This window comes from Sphingobium herbicidovorans, assembly GCF_002080435.1.
Classification (GTDB): Bacteria; Pseudomonadota; Alphaproteobacteria; order Sphingomonadales; family Sphingomonadaceae; genus Sphingobium; species Sphingobium herbicidovorans.
On sequence record NZ_CP020540.1, the window covers coordinates 90,180 to 112,372 of the forward strand.

The 22,193-nt window shown below is 59.2% G+C and carries 25 protein-coding genes and 1 pseudogene; 7 read left to right on the forward strand and 19 right to left on the reverse strand.

The window, feature by feature from the left end; translation table 11 throughout:
• The 8 genes from traC to B6S01_RS19555 are packed head-to-tail and all read right to left on the reverse strand — an operon-like array spanning position 1 to position 7,580.
• Positions 1 to 2,583 carry a type IV secretion system protein TraC gene (gene traC, locus B6S01_RS19520; protein ID WP_037463870.1) on the reverse strand — a complete coding sequence of 861 codons (2,583 nt, stop codon included), beginning with the start codon at positions 2,581 to 2,583 and terminating at the stop codon, positions 1 to 3.
• A complete protein-coding gene (locus B6S01_RS19525) occupies positions 2,583 to 3,374 on the reverse strand; it encodes a TraV family lipoprotein (protein WP_231567959.1) in 792 nt (263 codons plus the stop codon). The genes traC and B6S01_RS19525 overlap by 1 nt, the downstream gene beginning before the upstream one ends.
• Positions 3,371 to 4,240, reverse strand: a complete 870-nt coding sequence (locus tag B6S01_RS19530) for a DsbC family protein (protein ID WP_037463868.1) — start codon at positions 4,238 to 4,240, stop codon at positions 3,371 to 3,373. Before B6S01_RS19530 ends, B6S01_RS19525 begins: the two co-directional genes overlap by 4 nt.
• A complete protein-coding gene (locus tag B6S01_RS19535; RefSeq protein ID WP_037463978.1) occupies positions 4,227 to 5,543 on the reverse strand; it encodes a TraB/VirB10 family protein in 1,317 nt (438 codons plus the stop codon). Before B6S01_RS19535 ends, B6S01_RS19530 begins: the two co-directional genes overlap by 14 nt.
• On the reverse strand, positions 5,543 to 6,346 hold the full coding sequence (locus B6S01_RS19540; protein ID WP_037463866.1) for a type-F conjugative transfer system secretin TraK: 804 nt from the start codon (positions 6,344 to 6,346) through the stop codon (positions 5,543 to 5,545). Before B6S01_RS19540 ends, B6S01_RS19535 begins: the two co-directional genes overlap by 1 nt.
• On the reverse strand, positions 6,346 to 6,909 hold the full coding sequence (locus B6S01_RS19545) for a type IV conjugative transfer system protein TraE (RefSeq protein WP_037463864.1): 564 nt from the start codon (positions 6,907 to 6,909) through the stop codon (positions 6,346 to 6,348). The genes B6S01_RS19540 and B6S01_RS19545 overlap by 1 nt, the downstream gene beginning before the upstream one ends.
• Before the next feature lies 1 nt (position 6,910).
• Positions 6,911 to 7,201, reverse strand: a complete 291-nt coding sequence (traL, locus tag B6S01_RS19550; protein WP_037463863.1) for a type IV conjugative transfer system protein TraL — start codon at positions 7,199 to 7,201, stop codon at positions 6,911 to 6,913.
• Positions 7,202 to 7,259: 58 nt separating this feature from the next.
• Positions 7,260 to 7,580, reverse strand: a complete 321-nt coding sequence (locus tag B6S01_RS19555; protein ID WP_037463860.1) for a TrbC/VirB2 family protein — start codon at positions 7,578 to 7,580, stop codon at positions 7,260 to 7,262.
• A 367-nt stretch (positions 7,581 to 7,947) separates the two neighbouring features.
• Here B6S01_RS19555 and B6S01_RS19560 point away from each other — a divergent pair, with 367 nt between their 5' ends.
• Both B6S01_RS19560 and B6S01_RS19565 read left to right on the forward strand, forming a co-directional pair.
• Positions 7,948 to 8,322 (forward strand): hypothetical protein, encoded by a 375-nt coding sequence (locus B6S01_RS19560; protein WP_081570592.1) that lies wholly within the window; start codon positions 7,948 to 7,950, stop codon positions 8,320 to 8,322.
• A gap of 121 nt (positions 8,323 to 8,443) precedes the next feature.
• Positions 8,444 to 8,941 carry an XRE family transcriptional regulator gene (locus tag B6S01_RS19565; protein ID WP_156103331.1) on the forward strand — a complete coding sequence of 166 codons (498 nt, stop codon included), beginning with the start codon at positions 8,444 to 8,446 and terminating at the stop codon, positions 8,939 to 8,941.
• Positions 8,942 to 8,949: 8 nt separating this feature from the next.
• Here B6S01_RS19565 and B6S01_RS19570 read toward each other — a convergent pair whose 3' ends face one another.
• The gene (locus B6S01_RS19570) at positions 8,950 to 9,855 is read right to left on the reverse strand and encodes a lytic transglycosylase domain-containing protein (RefSeq protein WP_231567958.1); all 906 of its coding nucleotides are present in this window, start codon (positions 9,853 to 9,855) and stop codon (positions 8,950 to 8,952) included.
• 509 nt (positions 9,856 to 10,364) lie between these two features.
• Here B6S01_RS19570 and B6S01_RS19575 point away from each other — a divergent pair.
• On the forward strand, positions 10,365 to 10,607 hold the full coding sequence (locus B6S01_RS19575) for a helix-turn-helix transcriptional regulator (protein ID WP_322788887.1): 243 nt from the start codon (positions 10,365 to 10,367) through the stop codon (positions 10,605 to 10,607).
• The gene (locus B6S01_RS19580; RefSeq protein ID WP_081570593.1) at positions 10,597 to 11,892 is read left to right on the forward strand and encodes a type II toxin-antitoxin system HipA family toxin; all 1,296 of its coding nucleotides are present in this window, start codon (positions 10,597 to 10,599) and stop codon (positions 11,890 to 11,892) included. Before B6S01_RS19575 ends, B6S01_RS19580 begins: the two co-directional genes overlap by 11 nt.
• Positions 11,893 to 12,075: 183 nt before the next feature.
• Here the strand turns inward: B6S01_RS19580 and B6S01_RS19585 are convergent, their stop codons facing one another.
• Positions 12,076 to 12,429, reverse strand: coding sequence for a DUF4186 domain-containing protein (locus B6S01_RS19585; RefSeq protein ID WP_081570594.1), 354 nt, complete (start codon positions 12,427 to 12,429; stop codon positions 12,076 to 12,078).
• Between the two features lie 381 nt (positions 12,430 to 12,810).
• Positions 12,811 to 13,086, reverse strand: a complete 276-nt coding sequence (locus B6S01_RS19590) for an HU family DNA-binding protein (protein ID WP_037463969.1) — start codon at positions 13,084 to 13,086, stop codon at positions 12,811 to 12,813.
• Positions 13,087 to 13,262: 176 nt separating this feature from the next.
• Between B6S01_RS19590 and B6S01_RS19595 the strand changes: the two genes are divergently transcribed.
• Entirely contained in the window at positions 13,263 to 13,799 is a 537-nt protein-coding gene (locus tag B6S01_RS19595; protein WP_037463853.1) for a hypothetical protein, read from the forward strand.
• Positions 13,800 to 13,826: 27 nt separating this feature from the next.
• Here the strand turns inward: B6S01_RS19595 and B6S01_RS19600 are convergent, their stop codons facing one another.
• The 3 genes from B6S01_RS19600 to B6S01_RS19610 all read right to left on the reverse strand — a co-directional run bounded on the left by B6S01_RS19600 (position 13,827) and on the right by B6S01_RS19610 (position 15,799).
• The gene (locus tag B6S01_RS19600; RefSeq protein WP_037463850.1) at positions 13,827 to 14,249 is read right to left on the reverse strand and encodes an HIRAN domain-containing protein; all 423 of its coding nucleotides are present in this window, start codon (positions 14,247 to 14,249) and stop codon (positions 13,827 to 13,829) included.
• A 132-nt stretch (positions 14,250 to 14,381) separates the two neighbouring features.
• Entirely contained in the window at positions 14,382 to 15,206 is an 825-nt protein-coding gene (locus tag B6S01_RS19605; RefSeq protein WP_037463847.1) for a Ros/MucR family transcriptional regulator, read from the reverse strand.
• A gap of 326 nt (positions 15,207 to 15,532) precedes the next feature.
• Positions 15,533 to 15,799 (reverse strand): helix-turn-helix domain-containing protein, encoded by a 267-nt coding sequence (locus B6S01_RS19610; protein ID WP_037463845.1) that lies wholly within the window; start codon positions 15,797 to 15,799, stop codon positions 15,533 to 15,535.
• Positions 15,800 to 15,871: 72 nt separating this feature from the next.
• Here B6S01_RS19610 and B6S01_RS19615 point away from each other — a divergent pair, with 72 nt between their 5' ends.
• Both B6S01_RS19615 and B6S01_RS21200 read left to right on the forward strand, forming a co-directional pair.
• Positions 15,872 to 16,819 carry a GGDEF domain-containing protein gene (locus B6S01_RS19615; RefSeq protein WP_231567956.1) on the forward strand — a complete coding sequence of 316 codons (948 nt, stop codon included), beginning with the start codon at positions 15,872 to 15,874 and terminating at the stop codon, positions 16,817 to 16,819.
• A complete protein-coding gene (locus B6S01_RS21200; protein WP_051908132.1) occupies positions 16,816 to 17,217 on the forward strand; it encodes a hypothetical protein in 402 nt (133 codons plus the stop codon). The genes B6S01_RS19615 and B6S01_RS21200 overlap by 4 nt, the downstream gene beginning before the upstream one ends.
• Before the next feature lie 52 nt (positions 17,218 to 17,269).
• On the opposite strand, the gene B6S01_RS19620 is transcribed toward B6S01_RS21200, so the two are convergent.
• The 5 genes and pseudogenes from B6S01_RS19620 to B6S01_RS19640 form a co-directional block, all read right to left on the reverse strand.
• Positions 17,270 to 17,458 (reverse strand): DUF3606 domain-containing protein, encoded by a 189-nt coding sequence (locus tag B6S01_RS19620; RefSeq protein ID WP_037463842.1) that lies wholly within the window; start codon positions 17,456 to 17,458, stop codon positions 17,270 to 17,272.
• 559 nt (positions 17,459 to 18,017) lie between these two features.
• A complete protein-coding gene (locus tag B6S01_RS19625; RefSeq protein ID WP_051908130.1) occupies positions 18,018 to 18,584 on the reverse strand; it encodes an Lrp/AsnC family transcriptional regulator in 567 nt (188 codons plus the stop codon).
• Positions 18,581 to 19,063: an Lrp/AsnC family transcriptional regulator gene (locus tag B6S01_RS19630; RefSeq protein WP_169802881.1), complete on the reverse strand. Its 483-nt coding sequence runs from the start codon at positions 19,061 to 19,063 to the stop codon at positions 18,581 to 18,583. The genes B6S01_RS19625 and B6S01_RS19630 overlap by 4 nt, the downstream gene beginning before the upstream one ends.
• A gap of 310 nt (positions 19,064 to 19,373) precedes the next feature.
• Positions 19,374 to 19,607, reverse strand: a pseudogene (locus B6S01_RS21810) (helix-turn-helix domain-containing protein); the annotation flags it as partial.
• Between the two features lie 271 nt (positions 19,608 to 19,878).
• Positions 19,879 to 21,297 (reverse strand): ISNCY family transposase, encoded by a 1,419-nt coding sequence (locus tag B6S01_RS19640; RefSeq protein WP_037463831.1) that lies wholly within the window; start codon positions 21,295 to 21,297, stop codon positions 19,879 to 19,881.
• Between the last annotated feature and the right edge of the window lie 896 nt (positions 21,298 to 22,193).

A 22,193-nucleotide genomic window follows, 5' to 3' on the forward strand; every position in this document is an offset into this window, starting at 1 on the left:
TCACTCCGCCGCCAGGGCCAGCGGCGCCGCGCTGCCGCCGGTCCATTTGTCCGGGCTGTCGGGATAAGCGATGCGTTCGATCGCCTCCTCCATGGTGAGCCCGCCCTGCATCATTCTCTCGATCGCGGCAAAGGTCTTGGGGCTCGAGGAGAAGAGGGTGGCCGAATAGGGGTCGAGCACCAGGCGACCGACCGCCAGCGTGTCGGGTCCCTTGATCATGATGTCGGAATATTCAAAGCCGTTGCGCTTCAACGATCGCAGCAAGGCGTCGGTATAATCGTCCATCTCGAAGCGATCATGCTTCTTGAAGTCGGCAATGGTTTCCGGCTTCTGCTGGAGGATCACGAACCAGTCGCTATTTTCCAGCGCAGCAATGGAACCTGCAGACTTATAATAGTCGTTGAGCGACTGGGTCGCCGTTACTAGCGACGCGCCGTATTTCCGGCAGGTGCGCGCATAGGTTTCGATAAAGTCGGCCATCGCGCCACCGCGCAACAATTGCCAGGCTTCGTCCAGGAGCAGGGCTTTAGGGACGGCGCGATCGACCTTGCGCATCATCTGCTGCGCCATGAACATGATCGCGGTCAGGACGACGCTGCGCAGTTCCTCGCGGGTGGAAAGATCCGAAAGCTCGAATACGGTCAGCTGCGCTGACAGTTCGAACGATGCCTCGCCCTCGAAAAATTTCCCATATGTGCCCTTCGATGAGAAGGGCCGCATGGCGATGGCGAGATTGGTGGCGAGCGCATTGCCCGTCTGGTCGAGCGCTGCAATCACCGCGTCGATGGACCCATCCCGGCCTCGGGCTTCCCAGACTTCATTGACGGCGCCATCGATCAGCCCGCGTTCGGTGTCATTGAGGGTGTCGACATGCCGGGCCATCTGGTTCATGATCGCCTTCAGCATCGCCATGCAGTCGAGCAGATAATCCTCGTCGCGCGCGGCGAGCTCGGCATCGATCATGCTGAAGGGATTGAGGCAAAAGCCCGCCGACATGGTGAACTCGACAAAGGCGCCGCCCTGGAGCTTGGCGCTATGCTCAAACGACCGGCCATCGTCGATCACGACCACGCGCGCGCCCGCGCCGCAGAGCGATGCGCAGAGTTCCTGAAGCGCAACCGATTTGCCCGAGCCGGATTTGCCGAACACTGCGACATTATGGTTGCCCGCGGCATTTTCGAATGGGGACCAGAAGAAGGGCTGCCCGCGCCTGCCGATCAGCAGCATATGGGGCACATGGCCGCCCAGATATTCGCCCTGGATCGGCGCCAGGTTAGCCGCGGTGCTGGTCAGCTGGGTGCGCATCCGCTTCATGCGCATGAGATCCTTGGAAAGGCCGTTCGCCATCGTCATTGGCATGGCGCAGAGCAGGCCCATGATCTGGAGATAACGGTCGTCGAGCAGATCCCAGCCACAGGCGCGGTAGAGCGATTTTAGGACCCGTTCATTGGCATCGCCCTTGCCCTGGGGCGAGAAGGCGGTGACGCAATAGAAGAGTTTGACAAGCTTGCTGCCTTGCTTGAGCTCCTCATTTACCCGCGCCCATTCCTGGCTCTGCTCCTTGAGCTGAGGCAGGAATCTTGCCGATTTGCTGTCCGCAAGGCTGGTGGTGCGTATATATTTCATGCCGGCCTTGCTCGATGCGGCCTCCACATCGGGAAAATCGATGCAGAGATTGGTGGCGACGGGGCAGGGCATACGCAGCTTGTCGGTGAACATGTCGCCGATGAGGCGGGTCATGTCCCAGGGCGCCCAGCGCTGGGGGAGGTTGCGTACAGAAAAGGAGCGGACGTCGAAGGTGTCGGGGTAGATTTCGCCGATCTCGGGCGTGCCGTCGATCTCCTTGCCGGTCGGGCGGAAACGCTCGGTACGCAGCAGGATTTTGTCCGCCTGGATCCGCATCTCAATGTCGCGGCGGATGGCTTGGTCGGCGATGCTGTCATAGGGGCTGTAGCTCACGGCATCGTCGCCTGGTGCGGTGGTGGGCGAGGTGAGATCGTCGATCCAGGCGATGAGCTTCACCGGGTCCATTTTGCGGGCGGTGACGTTGATCGAGGCGAGGGCGGAGATCATCCCCTCCATCACGGCTACAATCTCCTCATTGGACACGCCCGAGGATTCCGGTGTGGAATAGGATATCGCCACGCGATGATCGCGCAGATAAAAGGGCGCGTCGGCCGACAGCGAGGACCAGACGCCCTCGGTCAGAAATTCGACCCGGTGCTTGGCCATGCGTTCATAGACGCCGCGGGCAAGATAGCGGGGGACATTCCATCTGGAGAGATGTTCCCCCACACGCGGCGACATCCATTGGTGGAACTGGAGGCAGCCAGGCGTAGGAATGGCTTCGGAAATGAACTGCGATAGGATCTCGCCAGTGCGTTCATCCGCCCCCACCATCGGCGCAACCTCCAGCACAAAGCCGCGCGAGGCGCTGTTGTAGAAAATGCCGGTCTTGGGATCATAGCTGCGATAGGGGAGCCAGTGCGCGAGCATCGGCACGCCAATGTCCGGCCGATCCGCATCTGGCTTATCGCTATCGCCGAGGATATTGGCCATCAGGCGCTGGAACAGGCCCGGCATCAATTGTCCTCCGCGACCGCTGCTGGAAAGGAAGCTGCCCGCACGGTTGGGCGAACAGCAGGGGCTTCGGGTTGCGCTGTCCCTGCGGCAGCTGCTTGGCCGCTCGCTACCAGCGCGGCAGTTCCCGCAGCGGCGCGCGGCGACGGCTTCAGTCGCTCGGAGACTTCCGCCTTGATGGCCGCGACCGGATCGGCCTTGCGCGCCCGGGCGGCTGAGACGAGAGCCGGATCAGGAAGATTGGGATCAACCTCCAAAGGCGCAGCCTCTTTTTTGCTGGCCAGTGCTTCAGCGAGGCTCGGCATGTCCGGTGCGGCGGACATCGCATTGCGGGTCGGCGCTGCGTTATCGTCTGTCGATGTCAGCCATTCGCCTTGAGAAACGACGGCATGAACAGCGCTCGCCTCGTGCAGCCGCCCGCGCGCATCAATATGGGCAGGAAAGACGATCCGCAGCACGCGCTCATTCGAGCGGCCGGGCGTCGTGCTGACCGGGCCGCGCACCGGCTGAACAGCGGCGACCCGCGCCGACATGCTTTTTGCGGTTGGGGGCTTATCCTCTGGCCGGTACGTCCCGGCGGGTGTCGGCGTGGCCGAGGGATCATCGCTGATCAGGCGAAGGGCGCGATCATCGATCACAGCGCTCGGCGCACAGATGCCATCGGGGGCCTGGCAGGCAAAGCTGCCCTTGATATTGCCGCCAAGCCCAACGCAGCCGGACAGGGTGGTGATGGCGAAGAGACTGGCGAGGGCCTGCGGCCAGTCAAAAGGGCGTGGCTTATCAGGGCGCATCATGACCGGCCTTCCTTCAGCCATTTCTCGAGGAAGGGCTTTGGCCGATAGCCCTCGAGCACGGCGCCATCGCTGCGCACGATCACGGGCGTGCCGTTAAGGCCATGTTTGCGCGCGAAGGCTTCATTGGCGTCGAGCCCGCTGGTGTCGCAGGCGGGACTGGCCTTGATCGGCTCGCCGGCATAGGCGGCATGCAGGGCTTCTTCCCTATTCTTGGCGCAATAGACGCGGTCGGAGAGATCACGGCTGCCGAGCGAGGAGATGGGGCGCTCGATCACCCGAACGTTCATCGAGCGCAGGACGGTGGAGAGCGCACGGCAATAGCTGCAGCGAAAATCCGAGAAGACGGTGACCGCTGTTGCGGAGGCATTGCCCCAGTTGATTGCACCATCCTTAGGCAGTTCGGCGAGCGGCAGGATGCGCGGGGAGTCCGGCACGATATTGTCACCGCGCGCTGCGCCTGCAGCGGCCTTTTGCATTTCACCGCTGGTCGCCGCCGCATTGGCGGATGCGGCCGCGCCCACCAGCATGTCGGGGTTCATTTCAAGCAGGCGTGCCGCGGTGATGTCTTGCCGCGTTTCCATGTCATAGACGCGGCCGATGATGAGATACCGCGCCGAGCCATCGACATAGAAGAGGTTGGAGCCGGCGGTCACTTCGCACAGGCCCCGGACCTTGGTGCAATCGACGGCGCTCACGGCTGTCTTGGGGAGCCGAGCGTTCAGCAAGGCCCGGACCGTGCTGCCATCATTGTTGACGTCAGCGGCGAGTGCAAGGCTGGCGAGGCCTACACATGCCGTCGCTGCGATAACCGCGCGCGAGCGACGGAGAAGCCCGCCCATGCGGCGAGCGAGCTTAGTTGCGGACATAGACACCCTCCAGGAAGACAATCTCGACATCGATGCCGGTCGGCATCTCGATCACCGGCTGATATTGCTCGGCCCGTTCGATCAGATATTTGGACACCATGTCGCCAGTCTGGGCGACGCCCTCGCCAATGCCGCCTTCGAGAATATCGCCGGTGGAAAGCTTAGGCCGTTTGCCGTCGGTTGAGATGTTGGTGCCCTGGAAAATGCTGTTGCTGTTGGCGGAGAAGCCCCGGCCAAAGCCGCCCATCATGCCGGCCAGGAATGCCTGGGTGACAAGGGAGCCTTCGCGCGACACCACGCGGCCGCGCACGCCAGTCTTGCCCGCAAAGGCGATGAAGCCCTTCACCTCTGACACAGCATAGCGGCCGCCGGGCTGCGGGCAGGTCATCTTCTGGAGCTTCACATAGACCTTCTCGCTCGAGAGATCGCCGCGCGCCGCGCCATTGACGAGGCAGCCCTCGATCTTGGTCGTGAGCAGCTTGCCATTGGCAAAGACCGAGCGCGCGGGGCCCGTGACGCGCAGGACCACCGGCAGTGGATCGGTCTGGCTGTTGACCCCGGCGCTGGCATCAACGCCAACGATCACGCGCGCCCGCGCGAAACTGTTGGGCGGAAGATAGTTGGGACTGTCAGTATAGACGGTGTTGCCCCGCTCGACCTTGGAAGCCGTCCCGCCCTCGCCACCGGCGAAGCTCACCATCTTCACTTCATTGGCGCGGGTGAGCGTTAGAGGCGTACCCTTGCCTTCGGGCGCTTCCGGCCGCTGATAGACTTGCGTGCCGCCAGGGCCATAAAGGGCCGTCGGCCCTGCTGCTGGCCCAGGCCGGGCTTGCGAAACTTGACGGCGCAGTTGGTCATTCTCAGCCTGATAGGCAGAGAGCACCCGCTGCCCGTCGGCCTGCATGGCCTGGTTCTGTCCTTTCAGTGCCTCCACCTGCGCCGTCAGCGCGTCCATGCGTTCCTGCTGGCCGCCAACCGCCTTCAGCTGATTTTCCTGGGCCTGGAACTGGTTTTCGGACATCGCCATCCACTCCTGCTGGGAGAGGTTGCGGTTCACGAGATCCTTGGTGGAGACATCGACGTCAGTGACGCTGCCGGTTTCGACCTCGTCGGCCTTCTTGTCGTCGCTGAAAATCCAGAAGCAGGATGCGATGAGGCCGACGCCTGCAACACCGGCGAGCAGGGTCATTTGCTTGCGGCGTACATCCTCATTAGCCTGTAGATCCGCCGCGACCGGCGACACGCCATCGCTTGGCGGAATGGTGGATGTGGCTTTACGCGAAAAGAGATCGGCGAGCGCCATCATGGCCTCCCATTTTGCGATACGAGATAGGCGGTCGTGACCTTGCCTGGAGCGAGCTTGGGCTCAGCGATCGAGACGGCGAGTGCGCTGGCTGGCGCAACGGTCGCTTCATTGAGCTCAATGGGCGCTTTGCCCTTGTTCTCGATGCGCAGCACCTTGCCGGTGAGATCGGCGCCGCGGTATTCAGCGATCATCTGTACCTTGAGGTCGCCTACATAGACGGCACGCAGCGAGCGCTGGAGCATGTCATAGCCTGCCGTCGCGCCCCCCGCATACATGGCTTGCACCAATTGGACGGCGGCTTCCTGGGGATCGGGCGCCCCGTCGCCGGGCGCCGCTTCGGCCGCCTTCTCCCGCGCGATGGCGGGATTGGAGACAAACAGCTGCACTGCCTGGTCGCCAGCGATACGGCACGCAAATTTGTAGACATAGCCGCGCTTGCTGGTCCCGAAGAAGGAGAGCATTGGCCGCTTAAAGCCATCGGGGACGGAGAGATAGATGTCGCCGCGCACCGGTTCGTTGACGACCGAGAAGTCGTCCGCGCTGTTGCCGGTCGAGATTTTGGAGACGCTGGCAAACTCGTCCTCGACAAGGCTGATGCGGGTCAAATCCTTGGCCGAGGCTTGGCAATCGACCTGCGCACTGTCGGCGGCGACGATATGCTGGTCGGCCCAAGCGGAGGGCACTGCGAGCGCAGCGGCGAACAGTAACAAGGACGCGCCGATCGTCCGGTGACCGATGCACGGGCGCGACAGGAGGGCGGCGCCGGTCGCGGCGCTGCCAATGGCAAAATAGGACATCATCAATCCTTGGTTTGCGATTTGTCGACGAGGCCAAAGCCGATCAGCTTCAAGCTGAGGCCTGAATATTCCCAGTCGTAGCGGAACGTGCGCGGCTGCTTGGACACCACCTTGCTGCCGACGATTGTGGTGAGATCGCCGCTCACCTCCGAGTGAAGGCCGGCAGGATCGAGCTTCATCGACTGGATTGTGAAGAACTGCGCGATCGAGGACCCGCGCTGCTCGTCAACGATTTTGAGGAGATCGGCCTTGATCTTCCCGTGGACGCGCGGCGCTGTGATATCGAGCACTGCATTCATCCAATAGTCGAGATTCTGCGGGCTACGATCGAGTGTGAGGATCACGACGTCGCGTGTGATCATCTCGAGATAGTCGCGGCTGACGCCGGCGCTGCTCACCGTCACTGGCGAGCGCAGTACCGGTTGCAGCACGATCTCGCGGTCGCGTGACATGCTGATGAACACCATCACAAGCGCGAGACCGGCCAAAGCGACGCTGGTTGCTGCCAGGATATTGCGCTGGCGTAGAATGCGCTGCGCTTGGGAATGTTGGAACAAAAGGTCCATATCATCCTGCCATCAGGCGAAGGTAGGAAGGTGGTGTGGCATTAAGGCCAGTAAGTCCGGCCGGAAGATGCCAATAGGCCCAGTGCAAAAGCCACGAGGCGGTGCGGCCTGCCTTAGCCTTTCGTAATCCCCACCATGCAGCGCCGCCAGACGCTATGCCGATGATGATGTGCTGAGACAGGATTCCCCAGATGAATGGGGCCACCATCGCCAGGAACTCATCCAGTGTCCACAATCCGATCAGTTCAGGATCGTCTAGATGAGAGGGTATGACATATTTTTGCTGGGCCATAACACCACCCCCCAAATGGCAGTACCGGTGCTGCTATTACCGGCCCTGCCAAAGTACGTTAGATCGTTGCAGTCACGGTCGAGGTGACGATCGGGATGCCGGTCCCCGCGCCGACGCCCACACCTACGGGAATGGCGACCTGGGCAAGGCTGAAGCGACCGCTGGCCAAGCCAACGATGCCGCCTGCAAGAGAGAGGACCGTGATAATCTTGCCGCCTGAACCCTCGAGGAAGCCGGTGAACTGAGTAAGGGCGGTGTCGAAGGTGGTGTCAGCGCCGGCAAGGGCAGGGGAGGCCATAGCAGCTATGCCCACCACCGCCGAAGCGGCCGCCAGCACTGCGACTTCGCCCCTTCGAGCAAATTTCTTTACAGATTGCATCAGCAATTCCCTTATTGAAGGATGGCACGTCACTTGTGCCGCAAGGGACATTGGGTCGCTCAAATTTCACTCGCCAAGCGAAAGCCGCTCCGACAGCTGTGCTGGGGCGAAAAAAAGTTCGTTCAGGCGTGCTTAAGTTGTCAGGCGTCCTTGTAGACAGGACTACTGTCCCGGAGTGGAAGATGACTGTCCCTGCGACCGGGGCGGCTTGTCCCGGCATTCGGGACCGCATATCAGGGCGGAGCGGAGGCACTGTCATGTCGAGCCGAATCGGCCGGCAGAAACACGCCTGCAGGGTCGTGAAGTGGTTATTCGATAATATTATTCGTGGATGTAGGGTTTGAGAATGGCATCGGGGAAAGTTGCGTTGAAATTCGATATCTCTGTGCCGCTCTATGGACTGTCGCTGGCAAGCTTCAAGATCTTCTCGCCTGACACGAATAGGCAGGAAGCCCTCACCTCCATTATCGCCGACCGCCTGCAAAATCAGGGGCGGCCGATCACTGCGACTTCGGCCAGCGATCTTCGGGATTATCTCGTCGTCACAAGTGGCGACGCAACTTTGCCGGTCCGGCTTGATCTGCCTTGGGTGGGTCGTGAACTGTTTGAGCAACGCAAGGCGATGATCGCCCAGCATCTCGGTCAGGAGATCAGTGATGCCCAAGCCGTCACGGTGTTGCTGATCGACTATGTCATCGAGCACGCCGCAGTGTCTTTAGTTGACGCGATAGAAACCAAATAACAACCATCGATCAACTTTGTATTGACCTATAATCAATAACTTAACCCCTAAATGAGGTCTTGCCACGCGTGTCTTGATATGCTTTTGCAACCTGCGATCAGTTCGCAACAGGGGCATATTCATGGACATGAGTGTTAGGGGTGAGGGGCAAAGCCCTGCGGTTCTTGCCGAGATGAACCGCTATATTCCAGTGATCCACGGCATGCTCGACGAGCGAAAGATGACCCTTCGCGATCTTGCGGTTCGCTCCCAAATCTCAAAAAGCCGGCTCGGCATCATCCTGCATCGGCAGCCGACTAAGCGCGTCATCATGCAGCTGCCCGAATTTATCGCCATACTGCACGCCTTGGGCTTTGAATTGGTTCATGCTTGGGCGGGCGCAAAGAAGCTGGAAAGCTCGGACATTGTTCAGGATAAGAGCTTCAACGCTCTGTACGAGTTTCTCGTGGAATTCAATGTGACCTTCCCGGAGATGATGCTGAACACACCAGAGATGGAGGGGGTAGAGTTTCGAAAGGAATGGTCGCGGCCATTGGCGGCGCTGCTGATTCAGCGGGTGCTTCACGAGCTGGAACGGCGCCGCCGCGCACGCGACGAATTCGCTCTCGAGGATCATTGAAACGCTTTTCAGAAGACTGACAGCGTAGCGCTACGTCCGAACTTCGCTTCCGCAGTGCGCGGCAATTTTAGATGCTGCGCTGGGAGCGGAGCGGACAACCTCCGCCAGAAATCAAGGATATTGGCGACATAGCCGCGCGTTTCGCGAAATGCTGGAACCTGGCCGTTACGAACGCTTCCTGGACCTGCATTATAGGCGGCCAACGCCAAATCATATCGGCGGAACTGGTCGAGGTGACTGCGCAAATATCTCGCGCCGCCACGTAGATTATCGACCACATCGAAGCGGTTGACGCCGAGCATAGTAGCGGTACCTGGCATAAGCTGTGCGAGGCCAAACGCGCGCTTTGGGGAGAGGGCGAGGGGATTGTAGCGGCTCTCCTGAATGATCATGGCATCGAAAAGGCCGGTTGGAAGGCCATGTTCGCAGGCGATGCTGCTCATGAGCGCGAAATAGCTCTGGCGCCTCCTTTCCGCCGCCGGCGCGAGAAAGCCGGTCGGCCGGTACCCCAACCGGTTACAGCCGGGCGTATAGCTCGGCACAACCATCGAGGGCAGGGAAGAGCCATTGCGCATCCAGGTGGGGATGGCGAGACGGTCAGTCATAGAAGAAGCGGCATAGGTCGGCACTGACCGCTCTGAAGGTTGAGAAATGCTGCTCGCCATTTGGAACTCTACCCAGCGGCGGCTCAGATCATGGATGCGGAAAGCTTCAGCGCCCGGCGCAATGGTGGGCTTGAAAATCGGGCTGAATGGGTTTTCATTTTCCGGATCCGAACGTGGCTGACGCACGTCGATAGGTGGGCTGCGCGTCAGCGTGATCAGCTGCACTGTGCGGCCCGCACTGTCCCGCGCGAGCGTTGGCGTGCTGGCAAGCGCCCCGATCAGCGCGACCGGGGCCAACTTAAAATTCATGAGGTTTCTCCCTGTGTGTTGGAGAAGTCGAGGTCATGAGGGCGATATTTGTCAACGCCCGAGCCTCTGCCAATTCTAATCGAAGGCGAGCTTCAATGACGCTGCACCGGAAGCGATCCGCGCGCCACCCAAGATTACCGATATTGTTCAGGAACAGGGATAACATAGGTGGCATGCAGCCGACGCATCGCCGATCACGCAGGAGGGTGTCGCAGCGGCAATACGTAGGGGGCTTGAGGAAACTAATTATGCCCTCCCGATAGAAAAAGCCTATTTGACCGTTATATCGGTCGCCAAGGGGTCTTATGGCGGAAATATCGGTCAATTTCTTGATTTTCAGACCCTCGTGATGTAATTGACCGTTCCGGCAGTCACAGGGTCGTTTCATGACCGACGAGACGAGCATAAGGCAAAAAGAGTATGGCGCATATCCGCACCTATTCGCGCAGCACACGTGAAGCTCTAATCCTTATGGGGGGCTGGTTCGCCTCGCGCGTAAGCAGCGCAAGATGTCCGAAACGGACCTCGCGACGCGTATCGGCATCGCTCGCAGCACGCTACAACTGATTGAGAAGGGAAGCCCTCGGGTCGAGATCGGCCTGGTGTTCGAGGCCGCTACGCTGGTCGGAGTTCCCTTGTTCGTATCCGAGCCGTCGCGGCTGACCTCGCAGATTGAGCGCGTCGAGGACAAGCTGGCCTTGTTGCCGCAATCGGTGCGCCGGCGCCGCTCGGAGGTGAAGGATGACTTCTGATCCCAGCGCCGGGGAGCGCAGGCCGGTGGACGAAGCCTATGTCTGGATATGGCTGCCCGGTGCGGTCGAACCCGTCGTGGCAGGCCGCATCGCGATGAATGGCGCCACCTATGTCTTTAACTACGGTCGCTCCTATGTAGATCGCGCTGATGCGGCTCCGATCTATCTGCCCGAGCTACCTCTAGGACGGGGCGAGATCGCACCGACCCCGCCGCTCGATATGGCCAGTTGCCTTCGGGATGGTGCGCCGGATGCCTGGGGCAGGCGCGTCATCATCAATCGCTTGACCGGACTGGGCGGCCCGGCGGCGCAGGATGTCGAGTTCGACGAGCTGACCTTCATGCTTAATTCCGGTTCCGACCGGATCGGTGCGCTCGATTTTCAGGCATCGGCAGAGCGCTATGTCCCGCGCGAGCAGGAGAATGCGACACTGGAGGAATTGCTCGAAGCGGCCGAACGGGTCGAGCGCGGTGAGCCTATCCCGCCTGCGCTCGACAAGGCTCTGTTCCACGGCAGCTCGATCGGCGGTGCGCGGCCCAAGGCTTTGATCCAAGATGGCGGCGTCAAATTCATTGCCAAATTTTCGGCTACCAACGACACCTATGCGGTGGTGAAGGCCGAATTTGTCGCGATGCGTCTGGCCGCGCTGGTGGGATTGCAAGTCGCGCCGGTCAAGCTGGCCAAGGCTAGTGGCAAGGACGTCCTGTTGGTGCAACGCTTCGATCGAGAGTATCGGAACGGTGCGTGGTTGCGGCGGGGGATGGTGTCTGCGCTAACTATGCTCGGCCTTAGCGAGATGCAGGCCCGCTATGCCAGCTATGTCGAGCTTGCGCAGATCGTGCGCGCTCGCTTCACCGATGCGCAGGCGACGCTGCGCGAACTTTTTGCGCGCATGACGTTCAACATACTCGCCGGAAATACGGACGATCATGCCCGCAATCACGCCGCCTTCTGGGACGGTGCGAACCTGACGCTGACTCCTGCCTACGACATCTGCCCGCAGGCGCGAACGGGCCGAGAGGCAAATCAGGCGATGGCGGTCCATGGTGAGGATCGCCGTAGCCTGCTGGAAAGCTGCCGACTCTCGGCCGCGAACTTCCTCATGAGCGATGCCGACGCGCGCGATCTGATAGCAAGACAGGTCGCAATCATCCGGAACAGATGGATGGTGGTCTGCGACGAGGCGGAGCTGAGTGAGGTCGACCGGATGTTCCTGTGGCGCAGGTCATTCCTCAACGATTATGTGTTCGACGGCTACGCCGACGATGCCCTTGGGGCGCTGTGAGGGGGAACTGGCGGTGTCGTCATGCGATCCTTCAAAAGCCGATCTGGATCGATCGGTGTCAGTCTGGCCGGCTTTCCTGGAGCGCAAAGAATGACTGAACGACCATGATTTACCCCCGCAAAACGTAATTTGATTTGCAGGGCTCAAAGATACACAGTTTCAGTGGGACGATCGCAGGATCGGCTATCCACATTGTTCCTCGAGCCAACGTGCAATGGCCGCGATGATGTGGCTCTGCTCGCTTTGCGTCAGTGGCTGACCTTTAGGAATGGCGTGCCACTTATCTAGACATGAACGACAACAGGTCGCGGTAGCATGTTGGGCGACAAATACAGGATGGCCACGCATTGGTGTCTGTTTGCCGTCGTTAGTCGGCTCCGCTGGTGCAAGACGCTTAGAAACAAAATCGGCGGCATGGGTCAAAATGACAGGGAGTCCGCGAGCGTTGAGATATGCGAGCTCAGCAGTGCCCAGCCGGAATCTTGAACGGAAACGGGAACGAGCCAGGCTGGCAAAAACCATGTTCAAATCGCGCATGCAGCAGCTCAGCAGTTTAGAATGCAAAACGAGGCTATGTGCCGCCACGCGGGAATGAAGGACCGGTGCAGCGACTGATCGTTCGAGCGACGCATAGGAATTTCGCGGCCAACAGGGAACGACAAAAAAAGGGCCGATCGAGAACGACCAGCCCACTAAGTCTTAGGAGAGGATGCCTGAAAGGCAGCCCCCCTTTCGCATCACATCTTCCTTCCGACAAATGCGAAGCGTGAGCAAGCGATTGCACAAAGTGCAAGCGGCGCCGCATGGAAGATGCTGCCGATCGTCGGACGGAATGTCAGAAGTGTCACTTTACCCGCTAAGAAAAAGTGACATCGTAAAAAGGGTGGAGCACCGCCGCGTCCGGCGGCGCTCACTTCCTCAGCCGTTCAGCTGATCTTTGACCGCCTTGGCAGGCGTGAATGTGAGCTTCTTTGACGCTGCGATCTGAATCGTCTGTCCATTTGCCGGATTGCGGCCTTCACGTGCAGGGCTATCCTTCACCTTGAACTTGCCAAAGCCATTCAAGCTCACTTCATTGCCGTTGGCAGCGGCACTGGCAATGGCATTGAACACCGCATCGACATAGGAGCGGGCGTCGGCTTTGCTAAGGCCATGTTCGGTCGCGATGGCTTCGGCGAGAGCGCTATTGTTCATGAAGGTCTCCGATAAAAATGGAGCGGTCATATCTATCGGCTTTTTTGCCTCCGGCAACGAAATTTGCGGGGCGAGAGAGGCATCCCGTTCTCCGGTAAAGTGACACGTGTGTTTTTTGTCGTTTGCCACTCGTGCGGGGGGATTCACATGCGGGCAGCTTGTGCTAGATTCCTGATATGTTCCAGCAGGCTGATCTTTTCGCGCCCTATGAAGCAGCGTCCAACCTGGGTTCGCTGCCCGATCTCATAGAACGTATATCGCAGGTCTCAAAGCGACCCCGATATGCGTTCATGGTGCTGAACCTCATCTACAAAGCCGTCGGCCAAGGCGACAGCGTTGGACCTTATGTACGCTATGGCGGCGCGCTGCTTCCGGTACGGGATTGGCTCTGCGAGGCGCTGATCCCGCTCGCGCAGCGTGACGGTCGGCGGCGCACGCTCATAGAGGCGGTGCGCGCCGACCTGGTTGCCAAAGGCAAACTGCCGGAGGATCCTGCTGCAGCGGAGATCGTGCTCGCTCATGAGGTGAAGGCGCGGATATTGCGGTCGGGGCGGACAAGCATCAGCCGCGCGGCGTCTGATCTGGTGCGGGCGGGTTTACTCCGGCGCCATTATAAGGGGTACCGGGTCGATCATGCGAACCGCGGCGCGCAGCGGGAGGCTGTCTACACGATCACCCCGGAGGCGAGGAGAGCTTTAGGCCGCGTGCACTAAAGCTCCCTCCTAGCGCACCCGCCTGCTTCAATCATCCGGTGGAATATAATCCGGCCAGAAGCCAGAATCCCGATCGGCCTCGCTCTCATGCAACGCTTCGTGGCCTGCGACTGATGCAGGGGGCGGCGGCGGTAGGGTAGGCGTGCCGCCATCGAGATGCACCCGAATGATCGCACCCTCCTTTGTGGCAGCTTGGAAAATGGCGCGCACATCCTGACCTTGGCTGATCTTTGAACCAATCCAGCCACAGCGCTCAGCCGATAGATAGCCGATCTGCAATCCGCGGAACGAGTATACCGCAACAGCTGAGTTGTCGGCTTTGTTGTTGGGCTCCAGCACGAGGGATATTGGATCACCGAAATTGAGCATCCGGATCTCGAACAGCCGGTTCGTGCCGTCGGCATTAGGGTGCAGCGCTCCGACGACAGCAAGACTGAGTTCTTGTGGCATAGAAGGTGCTTAGGAGAAGGGCCGCTAGGTGGTCCAGACAGGCAAGGGGTAGCTGCGACTAGTAAAGTCCAGGGCAAGGTGGCTGCCTATGAAGGGGCAGCGCCACCTGATGGTAGGCTGCCCTTTCTTTGGTCAGTTCGTCACCGGCTCAGGCGCCTTTGCGGCCCCGCCTGCAGCACCGGTCTTTGTCTTGGCTTTCGACGGCTTCGGCTTGTCGGCTGCTTTGACCTTCGGTGCAGGCTTTGCCTTGTCAGCGCGCGCCTTGGGATTGGAGGACTTGCCAGTCTCGCTCTGGGGAGCGCTCACGACGGCACCGACGTTCTGGGCTTGCTCGCTGACCGGAACAGGAGCTTTTTCTTCTTTGGCCAAGGCGAGCGAAAGCCGCTTGCGCGGAGCCGGTTTTGCGGCTGCAGGCGCCTTTAGTTCGGGCTTCTCAGCGGCTGCTGCTGCGGCCTTGGGCTTTGCGGACTTGGCTGGTGCTTTGTTGGCAGCGCTCTTGCTCTCGGTCGCAGACGTGGCTTCAGCCGCTCCATTGCTGGAGGCAGGAGCAGCGGTTGGCTTCCTGCCAAGACCAAGCCTCTGCGCTACAGCACGGCGTGCGTCGGAATAGTTTGCTGCCACCAGCGGGTAGGACTTGGGCAGCTTATAGCGTTCGCGATATTGTTCTGGCGTCAGCCCATGCGTGGCAAGGTGCCGCTTGAGCGTCTTGTAGGACTTTCCATCGATGAGACTGATGATGTGATCTGGAGAAGACAGGCTCTTGCGGATGGAGACTGCCGGCACAAATTGCTGTTCGGGCGTTTCGCTCCGGGCCGGGGTGGGTTCTTCGGTCAACGCAGCCCGCGTCGTCTTGATCAGCTCAGCAAGACTTTCGCTTGAAACGGTGTTCTTGGATACAAAGGCGCTCAGAAGTTGAACGGTGAGCGCAGTGATGTCGGACTTGTTTTCGTCTGCCATGAGGATCGACCCATTTTTCAGTGATGACGCCTGCTTTAGCTATAACCGTGCAAATGTAAATGTCGCGTTGTTGATGTGACCCTTGTGTCAACAGAAATTCAGCAGAGCGACCATGGGCGACACGACACAGTAATTGCGGTGCACCGCATGCAGTCCTCAGAATTAAAACCAATCTTGACGGGGCGGCTTGGCTGCAGTTTCGTCAGTGCACCGAGTTTGCAGTGTTGATGAGCGACAAAGCAGTGGCCGCTGAGGCCTTGTCACTTCGTCCCAGGCAATGCCGTCCATCATGGTCGAATGGGCCAGGTCGCGTAACGACCATAATATCACCGACCGAGGCGACTCCCGGTGATCGAGTCTTCAGGATCAGCCTCAACCAATAAGAGGAACGGCTTTATCTTCAGGCCTTTTGCAATCCGCTCGATATTGTCGATGGAGACGTTGCGTTCACCGCGCTCGATCCCCCCAAAATAGGTCCTATCCATCTCGATCTCATAGGCAAAGTCTTGCTGGCTGAGGCCGGTTTCCATGCGAAATCGGCGAATATTTGTGGCCACGATCATGCGTAGCCGTCCGGGGTGGGTGCGTTTCACGCTTCACAAATCGCCTACTCGATGGTTATAAGGCGACGGGTTTTAAGCATCAATTCATCAGCGGCGACTATTATGAGCCTACCGATCGTGAACTGGGGTATGTGTGTGAGCAGCCATTTGCCGGGCGGCCGATTGGCCGCTCAACTCGAAGCGCTGTCCAGGGAAGGCGTCTGGCTGGCCATCGTGGCTGGTACGGCGGTCGTGGCCTTTCTTGACTATCATATGCCAGCGGCGGGGATGACGTCGGTGTACATCGTGATAATCTGCGGCGCCTCGTGGGGGCTTGGCGCGCGCGAAGGCTATTTTGTCGCTGCCAATGCAGCGTTTCTGAGCGCCGCCTCTGCCTTCCAAGATGGTCCTCTCACTAATCCCGACATCATCATGCGCGTGGGGATCCGAGTTGTAGCATTCCTGTTCCTCGCCGCTACCATCACAAGCTTTCGGCGGTCCTACGATCGACAGCGCTTTCTCGCGCACCACGACCCGATGACCCGTGTGCTCAACAAGGAGGCTTTTGAGCAACGCGCGCAAAAGCTAATCGATGATGCTGCTTGCGAAGGCATCATGCTGCTCCTCATCGTTCTTGATCTGGACGATTTCAAAAGCGTGAACAGCCGCGGCGGGCATCAGGCAGGCGACGAGGTGATCAGGAAATTTGCCGCAGGGCTTTTAGCCGCACGCCGCAAAGAGGATCTTGTCGGTCGGATCGGAGGGGACGAGTTTTCCTACCTTACGCGGGTGGCGTCCGCAAAAGAGGGCGCAGATGTTGCAAGCAGCCTTCATGCTTGCCTCACCGCTGTCCTGGCGAAAGGACGCTACCCGGTGACATGCAGCCTCGGCGTACAACTCATCGCCCCTGGCGGCCGCCAGACTTTCAAGCAACTCACGCATGCCGCTGACTTCGCTATGTATGATGCAAAGAGGGCAGGGAAGGATAGGGTCCGATCCTATGAGACAGAGCGGTCGAACGAAATAAACTCTCCGCCAGACACCCAGCTCATTGCCGAGTATGCGAAATGAAAGACTTGGATTCACTTCGGTCGCGTGCGTTCCTGCTGATGCAGAATGCGCTGGCGCTGCTCGACGAAGCGCATGAGGAAATCGCTGCTGCGCGCCTCCAAGGCGCGATTGACACGTTGGCTCCTGGCGGCCCTCGCCACCGGGCTGACGCATCTCACACTCCATCGCCATCAGGGGATTGTCCTCACAACGCAGCCCTCGTGCGTGCAATTGGCGGCGTTCTTGCCGGTGTCACCGCCTCACTGTCTCGGCGATCACCGATGTCAGTGGGGGAATTCGCCAAGTTCCTGGCGACCTATGCTGCTGTCGCAAGTGAGGTTTCAGAGGAAGAAGGACAGATCATCGCATGCTGGAGCGGCATGCTGAGTGATGTCGCTGAAGGCTGCCACAGTTCCTAGCGTCAGCTGTGGGTTGTCGTGCGCCGAACGCCACGCGCCAAGAAGATGAGGCCTATTTACCTTTCATCTTCTCCGCTGCTGCATTGAGCTTTTCGCGGTCATTGCCAACTTTCTTGATGATGTCGCGCGCTTGGTCCGACGTGATCCCATGCTTGCGCGCGAAATAGCTCACTTCATATCCTTCGCCGGCGGCAACCTGCCGGCGGTCAGCGCCACCACGTTTGCTTTTGCTGTCTGCCATCCTGGATGCTCCTTTCAAGCAATGAATCTACGACCGCCCTCATCGTTCCCGCTGCGCTGCGCTTCGATGGGCAGAGAGTACATGTCGATGTCGACCATGGCGTAACCAACCCGCACATCACGCGCAAAACAGGCGGTTGGTAGCTGCCACTGGCTCCGTCTCCCTCGAGGCGGGGCTTTTTGCATGCGAGGGAACTCGACTCGTCCGGCAGGAATCGCTGGGTCATGTTGAGACAGGCCATTCCGCATCACTTCAATTTCGTGCCGCGATGCAGCCGGCGCTTGTGGCTGAACTGTTCGGGGCAAGCAGCGGATCCATGTGATCAAACATGATGGTTACCGGACAGAGTTGCTGATCGACGGCGTCTCACAATATTGCATTCACTTGCAATGGCCTTGACTGAGGACGAGGCGGACAATTTCTATGCCCGCCCTTATTTGCGACCAAATAGTCGATGGGCGGCGTCATCCACTAAGACGAGGACGGGTATAAGCCGCTCACGGTGAACGCTACTTAACCGGCTCACCCGCCTGTTTAATGCCGCGCCAAATTCAGCAGCTTATGTGCGCCTGCGTTCGGGACGCTTGGCAGCGCGAGATGATGCAGATCCATCATGCGACGGGCTTTGTTCAAGCAGAGGGACAGCATTAGCGTCGGGTGCGATCCGAGCAACACCGGCGTCATATTTGAGATTATGGACCGAGATCGCCGTTTCGACACGCTGCACGCCGGGCAAAGTGCGGATTTGTGTTTTCACCAGATGATCCAGCTGCTCAATGTTCGTGAACAGCCCCATCGCAAGCAGGTTGAAGCGGCCAAGGAGCAATACGACGCAGTTGATCTGAGGAATGCTCCTCAGCTTTTCCGCCAGGTCCTTCACAGAGGACGGATCGGCATCGATTCCCAACATGCAGAGGTTGGGAGATCCGGCCATTCGGAAGTCGGTAACAACCGTGAACTGGATCAAACCCTCATTCTGAAGACGTTTGATGCGCTGACGGATGGTTCCTTCAGTAACACCAAGTTTCTTTGCAATCGATCGGTTCGAGACGCGCGCATCCTGAGACAGGTTTCCCACGATCTCTCGATCAATTGGATCGAGCTTCGCTTGGCTCATGTTCGTCATAGCGGTGCCACGTTGAATTCAAATTTCACGATGTCGACGGCGATCCCGGAATCGATTTGCGCAACACCCTCAACCGCAGAGATATGCTGATAGAGGAATTCCTGGATTTCACTGAAATCGTGAAGGGCGACGAGAAGTTCTAGATCATAGGTGCCGCTCATCACATTTACACTGAGGATCTCAGCGAATGTCGCGAGCTCGCGGCCGACATCGTGGACGTCTCTCCCTTGCACCCGCACACCTACAGCGATGATGACATTATAGCCCCATGCGCTGAAGTCGGAGACCGCAACCACGCGCATGGCGCGCGCTTCTTCCATTTTTTGCAGTCGGGCTGACACGGTTGCAGACGTTATCGACAGTTGATCGGCGATGTCCTGATTGGTCGCTCTGCCATTCTTCCGCAAAGCCGCGATGATTTTTTCATCAAGTGTTGACAATGATGGCGCCGCAGATGCTCGCCCATTTCTGATTTGCATTTGGCACAATCTCCTTTGGGTGGCCTCATAGCTTTGGGAAGTGCAGAGTGCCACTCCGTGCGCCTTCATCTCGACAACGTTCAAATGAGACTTGTTTTGCTTTGCATCGCAAAGCAGCAAACAGATACGAAATCCATCCGCGATAGCCACATCTATGTTTCTGTTTGCGCACTGGATTGCTCAGGCAGCTACAGCAAATTATTTTACACTAGGCTCGAGTGCTTTCCGGTTTGCGGAGGAGGGTTGCCAGAATAATCGCCCGATCAGCGGCACACGATTGTTTAGGCGCTAGATCGTCGCCGCATGTAAGCGCAATCTTGTGGCCGCGCACCCGGCACCTGTCCCGCCATTGTTTGTGCGGAGGTGGGAAATGGCCGCGAAAGATTGGTTCTTCATCGAGGTGCCGGTTACGTTTGATCTCACGATAGATGGTCGAACGATGTCGCTCCAGCGCCACTGCTATCTGCTGCACGGACCGCGCGGTTGCAGCCAATTGATAAATCTGTCGCCGCTCGTCCAAACCCAGATGCTGATAGCCGTTCATCCTGGGCCTTCCTGGAAAGGGGGTTCAAGCCCCGATAAATCCTAGGGTTTCGCACTTCGAAATAGAGTCCACCCGCTTACAATCGCTGTTCCTGCCGGTTAGAGAAGTCACAATTTCCGCAAATTAGAGATGTCACCGATTGAGGCCAGCAGGGGCTGCGTGGAGCCCTCGGGATAGCGCAGCGCAGACCCTGCTGATGGCGTGACATTTGGGGGGAGGGGCATGGACCCGCTGCGCAGGCAGCGGGCTCGGTCAGCGCCGGTCAACCAGGTCAGCGCGCCTTCACAAATTCCAGTGTGCCGCGCGCCCGTAACTCCGCCTGGCTGAGCCGGGGACCGCGTTTGAGCTTAGTCCCGCCCAACCGGCGCCCATCGATCTTCACAGTTGCCTCCGGTTCGGGGAACAGGTGCGTGGGCTGGTCGCGGCGGGTAGGGGCATTATTGTTGCGCTGCCGATGATGCGGGGCGATCGCCTGGATCTGCTTCGCCAGCAGCAAGGCCGCGTCGAGATGGCGGTTGTCCACGATCGCGGGCTGCTTCACCTGACGCATCTTGTCGAACTGGCGATAGGGCAACACATGGCCCTCATGCTGGATCTCCAGCCGGCCATCGGGATATTCGCACACCAGCACCCGCTTGCGCACCAGCTCCCTCGCGATTTCGGTCGGTTCCAGGATGAACATCGTCTTGTTGTAATGGAGCGTTAGCGCCGCCGTGACTGTCCGCTGTTCGCGCCACACCATGATCGCGTGCAGATCGTCATGCGGGGCAAGCGGACGGTGGAGATCACGACTGTCGAAAGCAGGACGAGCGAAGCGCGCATTGTGGCGAACCATATAGCTCGGCAGAAAAGCGTTCGCTTCTCCAATCGACGATATGCCCTCCAGCCGCATCGCCTTGACCAGCCGGTCCTGCAGCGTGCCATTGGCCCGCTCAACCCGGCCTTTGGCCTGCGGCGAGTTGGCGCAGATGATCTCGATGTTCAGCGCATCAAGCGCGCGGCCGAAATGCGTCATGCCATCGCCGCGCGCCGCGCTGGCGCGGGAATTGCGGAACACGCTGTGCTGGTCGGAGTAGAAAGCCACCGGCTTGCCGTGCCGCTCGATATAGGCGCGCGTTGCTTCCATGTAGGAAAAGGTACTCTCGCTCTCGACCATCTGGAGATGCATCAACTCACTGGTCGCATCGTCGATATAGACGAGCAGGGTGCATTGCGGGCCGCGATCCTCGAACCACCAATGCTTCGAACCGTCGATCTGGACCAGTTCGCCGCGGCAATCCCGCCGGTAACGCGGCTGATATGGGCGCGGGCGACGCGCTGCTCGATCCTTCCACAACCCCGCCTCGATCATCAGCTTGCGCAGCGTCTCACGGGAAATATGCACATCATGGCGCTCCGCCAGATACTCGGCGGCCAGCGTCGGCCCGAAATCATGATAATGCTCCCGGACCAACGCAATCGCATGGTTGCGAAAGCTATCGCCAAGCCAACGGTTGCTACGGCGCCCGCGACGACGCGAAACCAGGCCTGGCGCACCGTCTGCACGCATGCGTATCAGCAACCGATAAACCTGCCGCCGGGACAATCCGAGCAGCGTCGCTGCATCCTCGGCTCGCAACTCGCGACGTTCAACCCGTAGTAGCGTATCGAAGCGTGTAAGCTCGCCATGGCTCATGGATACCACCGTCATCCGCGCACTCCCTGCATCCAGGGAGCACCATGCCACCAGTGACATCTCTAATTTGCAGGGGGTGACATTTCTAAATGGTGCTTACAACGAGATAGATCGATAATAAGAATTATGTTAATAGCAATACCACAACTGTCCATGTCCAGTGTGTCCACTGTGAGGGCGGAAAGCTTGCGGTCTGGGGCATGTTTCAACACTATCTGCCACCATGTCCCTGCGTCTTCACCGTCGCCTTGGCAGGCCGCGGGCATCGAGTTGCCCGATGGCCGTCGATCATGGACGGTGCTGGATGACCGCAGCGATATCGTAGAATGCTGTCGTCGCTGGATCTTTCATCTTGCGACTCACGCGTCGCCCAACACCGTTCGGGCCTACGTTCGCCATGTCTCAAGTTCGCGAATTTCCTGAGCGCGAACGGCGCCGCGCTCCACCAGACTACGGTGCCGCTTTATGATAGCTTTCTGGCTTGGGGCTCGCCACGCGAAAGGACGTCTTGCCGAGTCCCCGGTTGGTCTTGCTGGGGAATGCAGGTAACGAGGGTCCTGGCTCCTGCGACGCGGAAGCTTACGGGACACAAATTCTCGATCTATGCCTATGTTCATACTGAATCTTTTCAATACAGGCTTGAACAATGCCCCCAAAACTGCCCCCAAAAAAGCCTTTAAGCCTTTGACAGTTGTGTAGGTTGTGTCCTAAGTTGTGGTTCGAACAGCAATTTTTTTCAGCCTGGAGGAGCCTTCACCCCTTCCCCGCCCGTGTATCGAAGATCGGGTACACGTTTCGAAAGCGTCTTATTCTCTATGCCAGCATAGCAGCTGGAGACCCGCAAAACCCGGGTAGTTTGAGGCAGGTCGCCGTGGCGCGGACCGCCTCCTACGCTGCCCGGCCATAGTGGG

Excerpts from the sequence above, each read along its gene's own strand:
- traC (WP_037463870.1), bottom strand. The coding sequence starts at position 2,583 with ATGCCGGGCCTGTTCCAGCGCCTGATGGCCAATATCCTCGGCGATAGC.
- B6S01_RS19525 (WP_231567959.1), bottom strand. The coding sequence starts at position 3,374 with ATGATGCGCCCTGATAAGCCACGCCCTTTTGACTGGCCGCAGGCCCTC.
- B6S01_RS19530 (WP_037463868.1), bottom strand. The coding sequence starts at position 4,240 with ATGTCCGCAACTAAGCTCGCTCGCCGCATGGGCGGGCTTCTCCGTCGC.
- B6S01_RS19535 (WP_037463978.1), bottom strand. The coding sequence starts at position 5,543 with ATGGCGCTCGCCGATCTCTTTTCGCGTAAAGCCACATCCACCATTCCG.
- B6S01_RS19540 (WP_037463866.1), bottom strand. The coding sequence starts at position 6,346 with ATGATGTCCTATTTTGCCATTGGCAGCGCCGCGACCGGCGCCGCCCTC.
- B6S01_RS19545 (WP_037463864.1), bottom strand. The coding sequence starts at position 6,909 with ATGGACCTTTTGTTCCAACATTCCCAAGCGCAGCGCATTCTACGCCAG.
- traL (WP_037463863.1), bottom strand. The coding sequence starts at position 7,201 with ATGGCCCAGCAAAAATATGTCATACCCTCTCATCTAGACGATCCTGAA.
- B6S01_RS19555 (WP_037463860.1), bottom strand. The coding sequence starts at position 7,580 with ATGCAATCTGTAAAGAAATTTGCTCGAAGGGGCGAAGTCGCAGTGCTG.
- B6S01_RS19565 (WP_156103331.1), top strand. The coding sequence starts at position 8,444 with ATGGACATGAGTGTTAGGGGTGAGGGGCAAAGCCCTGCGGTTCTTGCC.
- B6S01_RS19570 (WP_231567958.1), bottom strand. The coding sequence starts at position 9,855 with ATGAATTTTAAGTTGGCCCCGGTCGCGCTGATCGGGGCGCTTGCCAGC.
- B6S01_RS19575 (WP_322788887.1), top strand. The coding sequence starts at position 10,365 with ATGTCCGAAACGGACCTCGCGACGCGTATCGGCATCGCTCGCAGCACG.
- B6S01_RS19580 (WP_081570593.1), top strand. The coding sequence starts at position 10,597 with ATGACTTCTGATCCCAGCGCCGGGGAGCGCAGGCCGGTGGACGAAGCC.
- B6S01_RS19585 (WP_081570594.1), bottom strand. The coding sequence starts at position 12,429 with ATGCGCGATTTGAACATGGTTTTTGCCAGCCTGGCTCGTTCCCGTTTC.
- B6S01_RS19590 (WP_037463969.1), bottom strand. The coding sequence starts at position 13,086 with ATGAACAATAGCGCTCTCGCCGAAGCCATCGCGACCGAACATGGCCTT.
- B6S01_RS19595 (WP_037463853.1), top strand. The coding sequence starts at position 13,263 with ATGTTCCAGCAGGCTGATCTTTTCGCGCCCTATGAAGCAGCGTCCAAC.
- B6S01_RS19600 (WP_037463850.1), bottom strand. The coding sequence starts at position 14,249 with ATGCCACAAGAACTCAGTCTTGCTGTCGTCGGAGCGCTGCACCCTAAT.
- B6S01_RS19605 (WP_037463847.1), bottom strand. The coding sequence starts at position 15,206 with ATGGCAGACGAAAACAAGTCCGACATCACTGCGCTCACCGTTCAACTT.
- B6S01_RS19615 (WP_231567956.1), top strand. The coding sequence starts at position 15,872 with ATGAGCCTACCGATCGTGAACTGGGGTATGTGTGTGAGCAGCCATTTG.
- B6S01_RS21200 (WP_051908132.1), top strand. The coding sequence starts at position 16,816 with ATGAAAGACTTGGATTCACTTCGGTCGCGTGCGTTCCTGCTGATGCAG.
- B6S01_RS19620 (WP_037463842.1), bottom strand. The coding sequence starts at position 17,458 with ATGGCAGACAGCAAAAGCAAACGTGGTGGCGCTGACCGCCGGCAGGTT.
- B6S01_RS19625 (WP_051908130.1), bottom strand. The coding sequence starts at position 18,584 with ATGACGAACATGAGCCAAGCGAAGCTCGATCCAATTGATCGAGAGATC.
- B6S01_RS19630 (WP_169802881.1), bottom strand. The coding sequence starts at position 19,063 with ATGCAAATCAGAAATGGGCGAGCATCTGCGGCGCCATCATTGTCAACA.
- B6S01_RS19640 (WP_037463831.1), bottom strand. The coding sequence starts at position 21,297 with ATGACGGTGGTATCCATGAGCCATGGCGAGCTTACACGCTTCGATACG.